Annotated in this window: 14 protein-coding genes; 9 read left to right on the top strand and 5 right to left on the bottom strand. The window is 70.8% G+C overall.

Annotated elements, in window-relative coordinates; all coding sequences use genetic code 11:
* Positions 1-79 precede the first annotated feature (79 nt).
* The 6 genes from HNR20_RS28505 to HNR20_RS28530 all read left to right on the top strand — a co-directional run bounded on the left by HNR20_RS28505 (position 80) and on the right by HNR20_RS28530 (position 5,454).
* Positions 80-922, top strand: a complete 843-nt coding sequence (locus HNR20_RS28505) for an SAM-dependent methyltransferase (RefSeq protein ID WP_184186128.1) — start codon at positions 80-82, stop codon at positions 920-922.
* A 106-nt stretch (positions 923-1,028) separates the two neighbouring features.
* Positions 1,029-2,093 carry a LacI family DNA-binding transcriptional regulator gene (locus HNR20_RS28510; protein ID WP_184186130.1) on the top strand — a complete coding sequence of 355 codons (1,065 nt, stop codon included), beginning with the start codon at positions 1,029-1,031 and terminating at the stop codon, positions 2,091-2,093.
* 2 nt (positions 2,094-2,095) lie between these two features.
* Positions 2,096-2,299: a hypothetical protein gene (locus tag HNR20_RS28515; RefSeq protein ID WP_229687264.1), complete on the top strand. Its 204-nt coding sequence runs from the start codon at positions 2,096-2,098 to the stop codon at positions 2,297-2,299.
* Positions 2,300-2,409: 110 nt separating this feature from the next.
* A complete protein-coding gene (locus tag HNR20_RS28520) occupies positions 2,410-3,852 on the top strand; it encodes a serine/threonine-protein kinase (RefSeq protein WP_229687263.1) in 1,443 nt (480 codons plus the stop codon).
* Between the two features lie 33 nt (positions 3,853-3,885).
* Positions 3,886-4,527, top strand: coding sequence for a histidine phosphatase family protein (locus HNR20_RS28525; RefSeq protein WP_184186139.1), 642 nt, complete (start codon positions 3,886-3,888; stop codon positions 4,525-4,527).
* Positions 4,528-4,578: 51 nt separating this feature from the next.
* On the top strand, positions 4,579-5,454 hold the full coding sequence (locus tag HNR20_RS28530) for an alpha/beta fold hydrolase (protein ID WP_184186142.1): 876 nt from the start codon (positions 4,579-4,581) through the stop codon (positions 5,452-5,454).
* A gap of 9 nt (positions 5,455-5,463) precedes the next feature.
* Here the strand turns inward: HNR20_RS28530 and HNR20_RS28535 are convergent, their stop codons facing one another.
* The 4 genes from HNR20_RS28535 to HNR20_RS28550 form a co-directional block, all read right to left on the bottom strand.
* Positions 5,464-5,961 (bottom strand): DinB family protein, encoded by a 498-nt coding sequence (locus HNR20_RS28535; protein ID WP_184186145.1) that lies wholly within the window; start codon positions 5,959-5,961, stop codon positions 5,464-5,466.
* Positions 5,962-6,007: 46 nt separating this feature from the next.
* Complete coding sequence (locus HNR20_RS28540) at positions 6,008-6,448, bottom strand: VOC family protein (protein ID WP_184186148.1); 441 nt, start codon at positions 6,446-6,448, stop codon at positions 6,008-6,010.
* Between the two features lie 48 nt (positions 6,449-6,496).
* Positions 6,497-7,297, bottom strand: a complete 801-nt coding sequence (locus tag HNR20_RS28545; RefSeq protein ID WP_221309949.1) for an alpha/beta fold hydrolase — start codon at positions 7,295-7,297, stop codon at positions 6,497-6,499.
* 63 nt (positions 7,298-7,360) lie between these two features.
* Complete coding sequence (locus HNR20_RS28550) at positions 7,361-8,143, bottom strand: carbon-nitrogen hydrolase family protein (RefSeq protein WP_184186150.1); 783 nt, start codon at positions 8,141-8,143, stop codon at positions 7,361-7,363.
* Here HNR20_RS28550 and HNR20_RS28555 point away from each other — a divergent pair.
* From HNR20_RS28555 to HNR20_RS28565, 3 genes are all read left to right on the top strand, one after another.
* Positions 8,142-8,936 (top strand): DedA family protein, encoded by a 795-nt coding sequence (locus tag HNR20_RS28555; protein WP_184186153.1) that lies wholly within the window; start codon positions 8,142-8,144, stop codon positions 8,934-8,936. The two genes, HNR20_RS28550 and HNR20_RS28555, sit on opposite strands and share 2 nt — an antisense overlap.
* 890 nt (positions 8,937-9,826) lie before the next feature.
* Positions 9,827-10,411 (top strand): hypothetical protein, encoded by a 585-nt coding sequence (locus tag HNR20_RS28560; RefSeq protein ID WP_184186156.1) that lies wholly within the window; start codon positions 9,827-9,829, stop codon positions 10,409-10,411.
* 670 nt (positions 10,412-11,081) lie between these two features.
* Positions 11,082-11,501 (top strand): protein-tyrosine phosphatase family protein, encoded by a 420-nt coding sequence (locus HNR20_RS28565; protein WP_184186159.1) that lies wholly within the window; start codon positions 11,082-11,084, stop codon positions 11,499-11,501.
* Positions 11,502-11,556: 55 nt separating this feature from the next.
* Here HNR20_RS28565 and HNR20_RS28570 read toward each other — a convergent pair whose 3' ends face one another.
* Positions 11,557-13,851 (bottom strand): ATP-binding cassette domain-containing protein, encoded by a 2,295-nt coding sequence (locus HNR20_RS28570; protein ID WP_184186162.1) that lies wholly within the window; start codon positions 13,849-13,851, stop codon positions 11,557-11,559.
* Between the last annotated feature and the right edge of the window lie 107 nt (positions 13,852-13,958).

The raw sequence follows: 13,958 nt of genomic DNA on the forward strand, positions 1-13,958 counted from the left end.
GGGCCACGGCCACGGTCGCGGTGCGATTAGCATGGCGGTCGACCGGCGACAGTGGACAGACGTCATCGCGGAGGCTGCCTTGACCACCGATGCTTCGGGCACGAGAGCCGGCTCGCCGAGCGACCGGATCGACACCTCGGTGGCGCACCCGGCGCGCCGCTACAACTACTGGCTGGGTGGTAAGGACAACTTCCAGGCCGATCGTGAGTCCGGCGACGTGATGGCGGCGGCCTTCCCGACCATCCGCACGTCCGCTCTGGAGAACCGCCGCTTCCTGCAGCGGGCGGTGGGGTATCTGGCCGGCGAGGCGGGCATCCGGCAGTTCCTCGACATCGGCACCGGCATCCCGACCGCCAACAACACCCACGAGGTCGCCCAGGCCGTCGCGCCGGAGACCCGGGTGGTCTACGTGGACAACGACCCGATCGTGCTGGCCCACGCCCGCGCGTTGCTGACCAGTTCGTCGGCGGGCGCCACCGCCTACATCGACGCCGATCTGCGTGACCCGGAGCGGATCCTCGCGCACCCGGAGCTGAGACGCACCATCGACCTGTCGCAGCCGGTCGCCCTCATGCTGGTGGCGGTCCTGCATTTCGTGCCCGACGGCGACGATCCGTACGCGCTGGTACGCCAGTTGCTCGACGCGCTGCCGGCGGGCAGCTATCTGGCCGCGTCGCACGCCACCCACGAATACCTTCCGCCGGAGGTGGCCGCGGAGGCCAAGGCGGCGGCCAAGGGCGGCGGCCCGCACGGTCTGATCAACCTGCGTACCCGGGACGAGTTCACACGCTTCTTCACCGACCTCGACGTGGTCGAGCCGGGCATCACCTCGGTCGCCGAGTGGCGGGCCGAGAGCGAGCCGCAGCCGCGTCCCTCGGTGGTCGAGGTGAGCATGTACGGCGGGGTCGCCCGCCTGCCCTGATCGGGCCGATCAACTCTGTGCGAGTCGAGCCACCGTATTGACCAACGCCGACTGGTCGAGCTAGTCTCTGTATCGATACAGACTGGATCGATACAGAGAGGCGCCGGTGAAACCAACACTGCAAGCCGTAGCTGACGCCGTCGGCGTCTCCCGCAGCACCGTGTCCAACGCCTACAGCCGCCCCGACCAGCTCTCCGCCACCCTGCGCGAGCGAATCCTGGACGCCGCCCGGCAACTCGGGTACCCCGGCCCCAACCCCACCGCCCGCTCCCTGCGCCGCGGCTACGTCGGTTCGATCGGGGTGCTGTTCACCTCGCAACTCTCGTACGCCTTCACCGACCCGTTCGCGGTCCGGTTCCTCGCCGGGGTCGGCGCGGCCGCCGAGCGGCACGGCACGAGCATGTTGCTGGTGCCGCTGCCACCGGCGCAGACCGACGCCCGCAGGGCGGTGGAGAACGCCGCGGTCGACGGCTTCTGCGTCTACTGCGTCGCCGACGAGGAGTGGGCGTTGGACGTTATCCGGGACCGCGGGCTGCCGTACGTCAGCACGGCCTCCCGCGACGACGCCGGCCCCGACGAGCGGTTCGTCGGCATCGACGAGCGGGCCGCCGCCCACAGCGCCGCGGCGCACGTCGCCGGGCTCGGACACCGCCGGGTGGCGCTGCTCGCCGACTCCGTGCTGCCGGACGCGCCGGCCGGCCGCCTCACTCTGGCCGGGGTCGACCAGGCGGTGCATCCCACCACCCGAGGCAGGCTCACCGGCTTCGCCGACGCCTTCGCCGAAGTCGGTGTCGACTGGTCCGAGCTGACCCTGGTCAACGCCACCGGAAACAGTCGGCAGGCAGCCATCGCCGCCGTCGCCGGGCTGTTCGATCAGCCCGCACCGCCGACCGCCGTGCTGGCCGGCTCCGACGTGCTCGCGCTCGGCGTACTGGACGCCCTGGCCGCGCGGCCGGCCGGTGATCGTCCACCGGTCTCGGTGACCGGTTTCGACGACGTCCCCGAGGCCGCTGCGGCCGGCCTCACCACCGTCCGGCAGCCGGCCGAAGAGAAGGGCCGGATCGCCGCCGAACTCCTGCTCGACCCGCCCGCGGACGCCGCGGCCGGTCATGTGTTGCTACCCACCGCACTCGTCGTCCGGGACTCCACCGGACCTGTCCCGAGGAGTTGACCATGGAACTTCCCACCGGCTACGTCACCGCGCTCGACGCGATGAACCGGCACATCAACTCGGCCCGACCGGACGCCCCGGTCCAGGCCGAACGCGACCGCCGTGCCCTGCTCACCCCGACCCGGCAGGCCGCCGCCGTCGCCCTGCGCCGGCTCGCCGACCGCATCCAGCCGCGACCGCTGCCCGTCGCCCCCCGCTGCTCCTGACCCGCTCGAAACCCATTTTGGTACGTGCGGGACAAACAGTGTGGCTCCGGACACGGAGGGTGGTCGAGTAGGGCGCGGCCAGGCAGACTGGTGAAGCCATGTCGCCCTTCATGCCTACCCTCCGTCTCCACGACCGCTACGTGCTGCACGAGCGGATCGGGCTCGGTGGCATGTCCGAGGTGTGGCGGGCCGACGACGACGTGCTCGGCCGGCCGGTCGCGATCAAGGTGCTCGCCGGGCAGCTCGCCGCCGACCCGCAACTGCGGGCCACCATCCAACGCGAGGCCCGCGCAGCCGCCCGGCTGACCCACCCCCACGTGACCCAGGTGTACGACTACGCCGAGGCGACCCTGGCCAGCGGTGTAGTCGTCCCCTACCTGGTGATGGAGCTCGTCGAGGGCCACAACCTGGCCGACCGGCTGCGGTCCGGGCCGCTGCCCTGGCCGGAGGCGGTCCGAGTGGCCGGACAGATCGCCGCCGCGCTCGCCGCCGCGCACCGCATCGGCGTCGTGCACCGCGACGTCAAGCCGGGCAACGTCATGCTCACCGACACCGGTGCCAAAGTGCTCGACTTCGGCATCGCCGCGCTTGGCGGGCTCGATGGTCAGTCCGGCGAGCCGCTGATGGGCACACCCGCCTACTTCGCCCCGGAGCGGCTCACCGCCGGCCCACCCGACCCGGCCAGCGACGTGTACGCCCTCGGCGTGCTGCTCTACCGCACCCTCACCGGGCAGGCACCCCTGCCCGTGCAGAGCTGGGAGGACGCGCTGGAGGTGCACCGGCGCGGCACTCCGGTGTCGCCGCTGCGGGTGCCCGGCCTGCCCTCCGACATCGCCGAGCTGACCGTCGCCTGCCTGGCCGCCGACCCGGCCCACCGGCCGAGCGCCGCGCAGTTGGCTCGCCGCTTCGGCGCCGGACAACCGGTCGAGCCGCCCACCGAGCTGTTGCGCATCCTGCCGGCGGCGCACCCTCCCACCTTGATCGACCGCTCGGCGGCGCGCCCCGTCCCGGTTGCCGCTGTGCCGGCCCGCCGCCGATCGCGCCGAACCCTCGCCGTGCTGGTCGCGGCCGGTCTCGCCGTGCTGGTCGGCCTGGGCGCACTGCTGGCCGAGGGTCCGTTCAACGACCCCGCCGCACCCAACCGGGCCGAGGTCGCCGGTCCGCCGTCGACCACCACCCCGGCGCCCGCGCCCACGACACAATCGCCGACGCCGGCGGCACCGTCGTCGCCGCCACCCGCAAGCAGCACCGCGCCTCCGACCGTCGGGCAGCAGATTCCCGTCAGCCTCCGGGAGGTGACCAGCGAGTTCGGCGCCGTCCTCGCCGCGGCGGTCGCCCGCGGGGACGTCGAGCGCAAGACCGCCGAAGATCTGCGCGATGACCTCGCTGACCTGAGCCGCCGCACCAGAGACCGGGCCAAGCGCGTCGCCGACCTGCGCGAACACATCGCCGAACTGGTGGAACGCGACCGGCTACCAGCACAGACGGGCGCTCAGCTCGACGCGTTGCTGACACAGGCCAGCAGCTTTTCCACCGCCCGTACGGACGACTGATACCTCTGTCTATGCCGCTGGCATGATGTGCCGATGCGGACACGTCTGATCTTCGTGCGACATGGCGAGTCACTCCACCAGCTCGAAGGAATAGTGGGCGGGCCACGTGGTTGTCGAGGCCTCACCGCCCTCGGCCACGAGCAGGCACACGACCTGGCCACCCGGCTCACCGGTGACGTCGCTGCCGACGGACCAGTAGCGGTCTACTCGTCCGTGCTGCGCAGGGCTGTCGAGACAGCGGAACCGATCGGCGCGGCGTTCGGCGTCCGACCGGTGGCCGACTGTGGCCTGTGCACCTGGCACACACCCCCGTACGCCGACGGCCTGCCGACAGCTCGCTTCCGCACCGAACACGCGGTTGCTGGTGGGGGTGTCTTCCGGCCGTTCGAGGAGGGCAACGAGAGCTGGGCCGAACTCGTGGTCCGCGTCAGCCGCGCGATCATGGAAATCGCCCACCGGCACCGAGGCGCCACCGTCGTCCTGGTCGGCCACAGCGAGACCGTCGAGGGAGCGTTCCACGCGCTCGCCGCCCAGCCGATCTTCCGGGCGTTCGACCTGGACGTGCCCCCGGCCTCGATCACCGAATGGACCACCGATCACGACCCCGGCGGTTGGCCGCCGGCCCGTTGGACGCTACGTCGCTTCGGCGACATCGGCGGGTGGCCCAGAGCCTGATCCGGCACGGCGTGGTCGTCCACCGGCGTCCACCGGCCGTAGTCTCACCGAATGACGACAACGCAGACGCACACCCTCGCCGTACCCGGCGTCGACCTGGTCTACGACGTCCGCGGCCCGCTGCCCCCGTCCAGCGGGCGCCCCGCGCTGCTCATGATCGGCCAGCCGATGACGGCAGAGGGCTTCACCGCCCTCGCACCGCACTTCACCGACCGCACAGTCGTCACCTACGACCCGCGTGGCCTGGGCCGTAGCACCCGCAAGGACGGCCGCACCGACCACACGCCGCAGCAGCAGGCAGCCGACCTGCACCTGCTGGTCGAGGCGCTCGGCGCCGGCCCGGTCGAGGTGTTCGCCAGCAGCGGCGGGGCGGTGACGGCACTCGAACTCGTCGCGACCTACCCGGGCGACGTCGTCACGCTGGTAGCGCACGAGCCACCGATCAACGCGGTGCTCCCCGACGCCGGGGCCGCCGAACGCGCACGGGCCGACTTCTACGAGGCGTACCAGGCGAAGGGCACGGGGGCCGGCATGGCCGCGTTCATCGCGATGACGTCGTGGCAGGGCGAATTCACCGATGCCTACTTCGGTCAGCCCGCCCCCGACCCGGCGGCGTTCGGCATGTCTACCGACGACGACGGCAGGCGCGACGACCCGCTGCTGTCGAAGAGTTCGTGGGCGATCACCGACTACCGCCCCGACGCGAGCCTGCTCACCACGGCGCCGACTCGGATCGTGATCGCAGTGGGCGAGGAGTCGGCGGGGACGTACACCGCGCGTACCGCCCACGGCATGGCGGCCCTGCTCGGCCAGCAGGCCGTGGTGTTTCCGAGTCACCACGGCGGCTTCCTCGGTGGTGAGTTCGGTTACGCGGGCAAGCCCGAGGAGTTCGCGGCACGGCTGCGGGAGGTGCTGGACGCCGGGTGACCGCGCGCGCTACTCGTTCAAGAGTTGCTCACGCAGGATCTCGGCGTGCCCGCAGTGCTGGGCGAGCTCGCGCAGCACGTGCAGGTACACCCACCGCAGCGGCAGTGGGCCGCGCCGGTTGCCACGAAGCACGTCGTCCAGGCCCAACGAGGACGTCGCGCGGCGCGAGGCTTCGCAGGCTTCCCGGTGCGCCTGCTGGATGGTGGCGATCGTGTCGCTGTCGTCGAGGATGAACGACTCGTCCGGCGCCGCGGGAATGCCGATCTCGGCACGGGACCGGCACGTGACCGCCTCGTCGAACCAGACCTTCTCCACGAACGCGGCGTGCTTCACCAGACTCAGCAGCGTGGTCCGGGACGGCACCAACGATCGGCGCACCTGCTCCTCGGTCAGCCCGTCCAGGCAGCCGTTGAGCGCTCTGCGGTGCTCGTCGATGAACGCCTCGAACTGCACCTTGGCCGATTCGCCGATGACATCGTCGGCGTAGGTCGCCGGGAAGGTAGTCATCCGCGAAGCATCCCAAGCTCGCCGCCGAGGAGCAAACAGCACACCCTCAGCCGAAAGCGAGGAGCGCGCCGCGCTCGTCGAAGCGGGCCGTGCCCGCCCACGCGATCTCCCAGCGGTTGCCCTCCGGGTCGGCAAAATAGCCGGAGCGCCCACCCCAGGGCCGGTCGGTCGGCTCCGCCACCACCACCGCGCCCGCCGCGACAGCCTCCGCGAAGGCCGTGTCCACCTGCTCGCGGCTGTCGACGATGGTGGCCAGGGTGACACCGGACCACCCGCCGGCCGGATCGGGCACACCCGGCGCCGCCTCGGCGGCCAGGTCCGGCAGCGGGTAGAGCGCGAGCAGGACGCCACCGAGCAGGAAGGCCGACCAGCCATCGTCGCTGGACGGCAGCTCGGTCCAACCCAGCGACCGATAGAACGACCGCAGCGCGCCGGTGTCGCGTGCTCCCAGCGTGACCACGGACAGTCGAGAGGGGAGGGTGCTCATGCGGACGATCCTGCCCCAGACGTACGACACTCCGCCCGGCGCCACCGATCAGTCGGCGCGGCCGGCGAAGTGCTCGGCGAGCACCGGTGCCAGCACCTCGGCGGGAACACCATGCCACTGCCCGGGCAGCGTGCGGTGCCGCCCGGCTGGCAGCGTCTCGGCCACCCCCTGCGCCCAGCCGCGCAACCGTGCGTCACTCTGGTCGCTGTCGAGCACCAACGTCGGGATGGTGAGTGCCCTCAGCGCCTCGACCGGCAATGCCGTGAGCAGGGTGAGGTCGTAGACCAAAGTGTGCGCCAAGGCTTCCAGCGCCGGCCAACCCGGCCCGTTGCGCATACCGTCGATGAACTCGGCTGGCACCCCGATGCTGCGCTGGAAGTGGAGCATCGCGTCACCCCGTCGGCCGGCGGCCACCAGCTCGACGATCTCCGCAGCCAGGTCTGGCTCGTCCGTCGACTGCTCGCTCTGCTCGTACGGTGGCTCCAGCACAGCCAGGCGGGTGACCGACAGGCCGCCGGCCGCGGCGAGCAACGTCAGCACCGCACCGGAGGAGAAGCCGTACAGGGCAGCCGACCCACCGACCGCCCGAATAAGGGCTTCCAGATCCTCGACCTCTCGCTGCGGCGCGTATGGCAGGGTGTCGGTGCTCAGCCCCCGGCCCCGCCGGTCATAGGTGAGCACGGTGAACTCGTCGACCAGGTGAGCCGCCAGTGACCTCAGCGGACCCATCTCCCGGAACCCGCCCGCCGCATCCACCATGATCACAGCGGGGCCGGTGCCGCTGCGCTCGTACGCGATGGTGGTGCCGTCGTTCGAACGGACCGTGCCCATCGTTGTCGCCTCGCCCATGGGCTCTCCTCCTGTCGATGGCGGTGCCCCACCTTAGGGGAAGGGTCGGACGCTGACGGCGTTTCAACCGATGCTGGTGCTGACCAACTCGCCCGGCTGTGTGCCCGCGCGTACGTACACCTCGCCCGCCCGCGTCCAGATGCCCGACTGGCCGGCTGCCTCGGCGTAGCCCCCGCCGGTCGACCCGGCGAAGCTCGCCACCGCCACCCAGACCCGGTGGGCGGTGGCGATCCGGTGCGCCCGCTCGCCCGTCACGGCGGCATCGCTCGCCGACTCCAGGATCCCCGCCGCGTACACGTCGATCCCGAGTGCGGCGGTGCGCGCCGCGTGCGCGGCGACGCCGGTGTCCTTGCAGATCGCCAACCCCACCCGCCAACCGTCCACATCGAGCACGGAGGGCGTGTCGCCCGGTCGGAACCGGCGGGCCTCCGCGTCGCCCAGCCACATCTTCCGGTACGCCACCGACACACCGTCACCGGTCACGGCCAGCATCGCGATGTGGTCACCGGCGACGGGTGCGCCGGCCAGCGCCAACGCTCCCGTCTCGGCACAGGCCTCGACCAGCGGCGCCAACCGCGGGTCGTCGACCGACACGACCGCCGCGTCCAACTCGTACCCCGTCAGCGACAGCTCCGGAAAGAGCACCACCCGGGCCCGCGCCGCGCGGACCGCGGCGGCGTGCGCCCGAGCGTTCGCCGCGACATCGAGGGGTACGCACAGCGGCTGCACCGCCGCGAGCCGCAGCGGAGTACGGTTTTCCGCACCCCTGCCGCTGTGGTCGACCCGTGCGACCGGGCGGTCGACCGCATGGTCGACTCTCAGGATCACTTCGTACGGTGGGTGCATGATTCGAACGTCCCACGCCCTGCTCGCCACCGGAACCCCCACCGCCGCAGCGGAACCGCCGCAGGGTGGGATCGTCGGATACGTCAGTGACCTGGTGGAACGGCTCGGCGGGCCGGGCGCGGGCCTGGCGGTGGCACTGGAGAACCTCTTCCCGCCGATCCCCAGCGAGGTGATCCTGCCGCTGGCCGGGTTCGTCGCGGCGCAAGGCCGGATCAGTCTGGTCGGTGCGATCTTCTGGACCACGCTGGGTTCGGTGGTGGGCGCGCTGGCGCTCTACCTGATCGGCGCGTCGCTCGGTCGCGACCGGATGCGCGCCATCGTGGCCCGGCTGCCACTGGTCAAGCTCAGCGACGTGGACCGGACCGAGGCATGGTTCCTCCGGCACGGCGTGAAGGCCGTCTTCTTCGGCCGGATGATTCCGATCTTCCGCAGCCTGATCTCCATTCCGGCCGGAGTGGAACGTATGCCGGTGGCCACGTTCCTGCTCTACACCACCCTGGGCAGCCTGATCTGGAACGCCACCTTCGTGCTCGCCGGCTACCTGCTCGGCGACAACTGGCACCTCGTCGAGGGGTACGTCGGCGCCCTCCAGAAGGTGGTGATCGTGGTCTGCGTGGCGGCGGTCGCCTGGTTCGTCGGGTCCCGCGTACGGCGAGCCCGCCGTGCCGCCCGCAACCCCGAGATGACCGAACCCGATGCCTTCGGTCCGGACGACCTCTCGTCCGGGGTGCCCGATCCCGGCGGGCGCGGCACGCTCTACCGGAGCGGATCGTGGGCCTCGGACGACCGTTAGCCCGAACTCGGAGGTATGCCGGTTACCGCCACCGGATCCTGGCCGTGTCGGGCTGGCCAGAAACCTGACGCGCGCAGGGCCGGAGGCGGGTTGGTCGTGGGCCGGTCGCATGGCGTGTGTCGGCGGTCGTGGGGCGTCCGTGGGGTGGTCGTGGGGCGTTCGCGGGGTGGTGGCGGGTCGCGGTGGCATGATCGACACAACTTCGCCGATGTCGGGGTATCCCGTGCGTCGGTTACCGCAATGTCGGCGATCTGGAGTGGGTCTTGCGCCCGCCCGGCCACGCGAGGCCTGATCGTGTCGGGTGTCGGGTGATTTGTCCGGTCTGGGGGTGTCAGGGCTGGGCGACCCGCGTCGTGTGCGTGGCCGGTTGTCCGTTCTGGGGTGCTCTGGCCTGTGACCGGTCGCACCCGTGGGCCGGAATCATGGCCGGGCCGGGGTCGTTACATACACTGACGATCGCAGCACCGCCAGCCAGTCCCTCGGGTTGGAGTGCCTAGCCCAGGGTTGGAATGCAGGCCCCGGCCCGGTCGTTGCGATCCCCACGAACGACCGCCCGGCCGCCGCCTCCACGAGGTGCCGATGGACGGGCCACCCCCGGAATGACCCCGGCCCCCGGGTCGTTACACCTGGACCCGACGCCATGAGCTCTCCGCTCGTGAGCCGCCCCCGGGAATGGCCCCGGACCTCGGGTCGTTACACATGGACCCGGCGCCACGAGCCCCCCGCGTTTGTAGGCCGCCGACCCGGCGCCACCAGCCCCCCGCTTGTGGGCGCCGACCCCTCTTAAGACTTTCCCCTGTTTGTTTGTGCAGCGCCGGACGAGGTGCTCACACCCGCTTGCCACCCCCTGTTGGTGTGCGGGTGTTCCTACCCCCGAAGGAGCTACCCCCATGAACACGATCATGCGTAAGAGTGTGCTGTCCGTTGCTGGTCTCGCGTTCGCCGGTGGTGTGTTCGCCGGTCCGATCGCCGCCCACGCCAACCCGGTCGACGCCAAGCCCGTCGCCGTGGCGGTGCAGGCCGACAAGCCCGACACGAGCAAGCTGATCCCGCACGGCACCCAGGGCGACCAGTCCCGCATCACCCTCAACGACGAGCAGACCGGCAACGCCAAGGCGATCATCGCCGCCACGAAGAAGGCCGGCCTCCCGGAGCGGGCCGCGGTCATCTCGATCGCGACGAGCCTGCAGGAGTCGAAGCTGGAGAACCTCGGTCACCTCGGTGACATGAACGACCACGACTCGCTGGGCCTGTTCCAGCAGCGGCCGAGTTCGGGTTGGGGTACCCCGGAGCAGATCACCGACCCGGCCTACTCGACCACCGCGTTCCTCAAGGGCCTGCGACAGGTTGACGGGTGGCAGGACATGCCCCTGACCCAGGCCGCGCAGACCGTCCAGGTCTCCGCCTACCCGGACGCCTACGCGCAGTGGGAGCAGCAGGCCGCCGACCTGGTTGGCCAGTACTGGAACAGCTGACCCCGCACATGAACACCCGACCGTTGGCCGGCACCCCGCACCCGGGGTGCCGGCCAACGGCATATCCACACCCCACCCCGCACCGGCACCGCTACCCCCCAACGGCACTGCCACCCGCGCCCCCTGGACCCGCACCCGCGCTGCCCCGCCTCGCCCCGCGTCTCCCGCCCCGCGCCCGCCTGCCCGCCTCGTCCCGCGCCGCCCCGCCCTCCGCCTGCTCCTGCGTCGATCATGGACTTGTGGTGCCCGGTCGGGGATGCTTCAGGTGGCTTTGTTCCCCACCACAACTCCTTGATCGACGCGGGCTGGCGTGTCGCGTGCGCCATCGGCCGCTACACGGCTTGGCAATCTTGGACAGTTTCCGTCAGCGGCGGACGGAAACTGCCCAAGATCTCGGCGACTGAGCGGGTCGGGCGGGTTGAGCCGTCGGGCGATCGGCCGGGCGGTGGGAACATCGTGGGGGTCCGGCTGGTTGTGGAGAGTGTCGGTGTGACTCAGTGTCCCCGGGCCTCACCTAATAAAGCCTTCGCGGAATACCGTTCGGCTGGAGCCGCGTCGCGCCACTCGCCGAGAGGCGACCTGCACACCGACACCAGCGCCGCCCCCGCCAAACGGCCGGGGGCGGCGCTGTCTGTGCCCACCGTCAGGCCAGCGGCGGCACAATGCTCGGGTGACTGATGCTCAGCCGTGGTCGGAGCAGTCGGGCGTACTCGTGCTTCCCGGTGGAGCGACGGTGCGCGGACGCCGTATCGGCGCGGCTGCCTCGCCTGCCGACTTCGCCCTGCTGTTGGCGCCCGGCCCGGAGCCCACCTGGTCGTATCGGCGGATCCGGTGGCCCGACTTCTGGGTACCTGTCGATCGGGCGGATGCCCTCGATGCCCTGCGGGTGGCGCTGCGGCGGGCGCAGGACGGTGAGCGTGTCGAGGTTGCCTGCCGGGGTGGGGTCGGGCGTACCGGAACGGCGTTGGCGGCGTTGGCGATCCTCGACGGCCTGCCGGTGGAGCGGGCGGTGCCGTGGGTCCGGGCGGGTTACCACCCGAAGGCGGTGGAGACTCCCTGGCAGCGACGCTGGCTGCGCCGCGTCTCCTAGCTGCGCCGCTTTTCCTAGCTGCGCCGCGTCTCGGAGCAGCCGCCGGCCCACGCCGCTAGGCCTGGGCGGTCTGCGCCGGTGCGCCGACGTACTCGCGTAGGTGGTGGGCGGTGAGCGTGTCGCCGTGGGTGACCAGCTCGGCGGGCGTGCCGGTGAAGACGATGTGGCCGCCATCGTGTCCGGCGCCTGGGCCGAGGTCGATGAGCCAGTCCGCGTGGGCCATGACCGCCTGGTGGTGCTCGATGACGATCACCGTGTTTCCGGTGTCGACCATCCGGTCGAGCAGGGCCAACAGTTGGTCCACGTCGGCCAGGTGCAGGCCGGTGGTCGGCTCGTCCAGTACGTACGTGGTGGTCTTCTCCGCGAGGTGGATGGCGAGCTTGAGTCGTTGCCGTTCCCCGCCCGACAGGGTGGTCAGCGGCTGACCGAGGCTGAGGTAGCCCAGCCCGACGTCGACCAGCCGACCGAGGACGAGGTGCGCCGGCCCGCTGGGGAAGAAGGCGTACGCCTCGGTGACCGACATGGCCAGCACCTGGCTGATGTTCTTGCCGCGCAGTGTGTACGTGAGCACCTCGTCGGTGAACCGCCGCCCCTCGCACCGTTCGCAGACGCTGGCGACGCCGGCCATCATCGCCAGGTCCGTGTAGATCAGCCCGATCCCCTTGCAGGCGGGGCAGGCGCCCTCGGAGTTGGCGCTGAACAGCGCCGCCTTTACCCCGTTGGCCTTGGCGAAGGCGGTACGGATCGAGTCGAGCAGCCCGCTGTAGGTTGCCGGGTTGCTGCGTCGTGACCCGCGGATCGGGGACTGGTCGACGATCACGACCCCGGAGCGGCCGCGCAGCGACCCGTGGATCAGTGAGCTCTTGCCGGAGCCGGCAACGCCGGTGACCACGGTGAGCACCCCGAGGGGGATGTCGACGTCCACGTCGCGCAGGTTGTGCAGGTCGGCCTGGCGGATGGCGAGTTGTCCGGCCGGTGGGCGTACCTGGTCGCGCAGGGTCACCCGGTGGTCCAGATGCCGGCCGGTGAGCGTGTCGGAGCGGCGCAGGCTGGGCACGTCGCCGGTGAAGCAGATCCGACCACCGTCGGCGCCGGCGCCCGGTCCGAGGTCGACCACGTGGTCGGCGATCGCGATGGTTTCCGGTTTGTGCTCCACCACCAGCACGGTGTTGCCCTTGTCGCGCAGCCGCAGCAGCAGGTCGTTCATCCGGGCGATGTCGTGCGGGTGCAGGCCGACGGTGGGTTCGTCGAAGACGTACGTGACGTCGGAGAGGCTGGAGCCGAGGTGTCGGACCATCTTCACCCGTTGCGCCTCGCCACCGGACAGGGTTGCCGACTCACGGTCGAGGCTGAGGTAGCCCAGTCCGATCTCGACCAGCGACTCCAGCAGTTCCCGCAGGTTGGCGATCAGCGGTGCCACCGCCGGGTCGTCGACGCCCCGGACGAACGCGGCCAGGTCGCTGATCTGCATGGCCGAGCATTCCGCGATGTTTCGCCCGGCGATCCGTGCCGACAGGGCCGCCGCGTTGAGTCGGGTGCCGTGGCAGTCGCCGCAGGTGGTGAAGGTGACGGCCCGGTCGACGAAGGCGCGGATGTGCGGTTGCATCGACTCGCGGTCCTTGGCCAGGATGAGCCGCTTGACCTTGACCGCCAGGCCCTCGTACGTCCAGTTGTTGCTGCCCACCTTGATCTTCGTGGACGGTTTGTGGAGGAAGTCCTCCCACTGTTGTGGGGTGAAGTCCTGCAGCTTGACGTCCGGGTCGAACAGGCCGGAGCCGACGATGGTCTGCCAGTACCAGGAGTCGACCGCGAAGTTGGGCACGGTGATGGCGCCGTCGTTGAGGGAGCGTTCGACGTCCACCAACTCGTTCACATCGAGGTCGGAGACCCGGCCCAGTCCTTCGCAGGTGGGGCACATGCCCTCGGCGAGGTTGAAGCTGAACGCCCCCGCTCCGCCCACCGACGGCACGCCGAGCCGGCTGAAGACGATCCGCAGCATCGCGTACGCGTCGGTGGCGGTGCCGACGGTGGAGCGGGAGTTGACGCCCATCCGCTCCTGGTCGACGACGATGGCCGCGCTGAGGTTGCGCAGCGAGTCGACGTCGGGCCGGTTGAGGTTCGGCATGAACGACTGGAGGAACGCGCTGTAGGTCTCGTTGATCATGCGCTGGGACTCTGCGGCGATGGTGCCGAAGACCAGTGACGACTTGCCCGACCCGGAGACACCGGTGAAGACGGTCAACCGGCGCTTGGGGATGTCGACCGAGACGTTGGCGAGATTGTTCTCCCGCGCTCCGCGTACCTCGATCATGTCGTGGCTGTCGGCGGCGGACCATGCTGGCTGCGTCATGCGAACCCTTCACGGAGTCATGGCGGGAGTTTCTCCCGCCCGGCACTGGCAGGTTCCATTGTCTCATTCAGGTCCATGTAGAGACTTTTGCCGAGATCCAAGCACTG

Origin of the sequence: Micromonospora parathelypteridis, from assembly GCF_014201145.1 — a bacterium.
Classification (GTDB): domain Bacteria; phylum Actinomycetota; class Actinomycetes; order Mycobacteriales; family Micromonosporaceae; genus Micromonospora; species Micromonospora parathelypteridis.

Excerpts from the sequence above, each read along its gene's own strand:
- HNR20_RS28515 (WP_229687264.1), top strand. The coding sequence starts at position 2,096 with ATGGAACTTCCCACCGGCTACGTCACCGCGCTCGACGCGATGAACCGG.
- HNR20_RS28520 (WP_229687263.1), top strand. The coding sequence starts at position 2,410 with ATGCCTACCCTCCGTCTCCACGACCGCTACGTGCTGCACGAGCGGATC.
- HNR20_RS28525 (WP_184186139.1), top strand. The coding sequence starts at position 3,886 with ATGCGGACACGTCTGATCTTCGTGCGACATGGCGAGTCACTCCACCAG.
- HNR20_RS28530 (WP_184186142.1), top strand. The coding sequence starts at position 4,579 with ATGACGACAACGCAGACGCACACCCTCGCCGTACCCGGCGTCGACCTG.
- HNR20_RS28535 (WP_184186145.1), bottom strand. The coding sequence starts at position 5,961 with ATGACTACCTTCCCGGCGACCTACGCCGACGATGTCATCGGCGAATCG.
- HNR20_RS28540 (WP_184186148.1), bottom strand. The coding sequence starts at position 6,448 with ATGAGCACCCTCCCCTCTCGACTGTCCGTGGTCACGCTGGGAGCACGC.
- HNR20_RS28545 (WP_221309949.1), bottom strand. The coding sequence starts at position 7,297 with ATGGGCGAGGCGACAACGATGGGCACGGTCCGTTCGAACGACGGCACC.
- HNR20_RS28555 (WP_184186153.1), top strand. The coding sequence starts at position 8,142 with ATGATTCGAACGTCCCACGCCCTGCTCGCCACCGGAACCCCCACCGCC.
- HNR20_RS28550 (WP_184186150.1), bottom strand. The coding sequence starts at position 8,143 with ATGCACCCACCGTACGAAGTGATCCTGAGAGTCGACCATGCGGTCGAC.
- HNR20_RS28560 (WP_184186156.1), top strand. The coding sequence starts at position 9,827 with ATGAACACGATCATGCGTAAGAGTGTGCTGTCCGTTGCTGGTCTCGCG.
- HNR20_RS28570 (WP_184186162.1), bottom strand. The coding sequence starts at position 13,851 with ATGACGCAGCCAGCATGGTCCGCCGCCGACAGCCACGACATGATCGAG.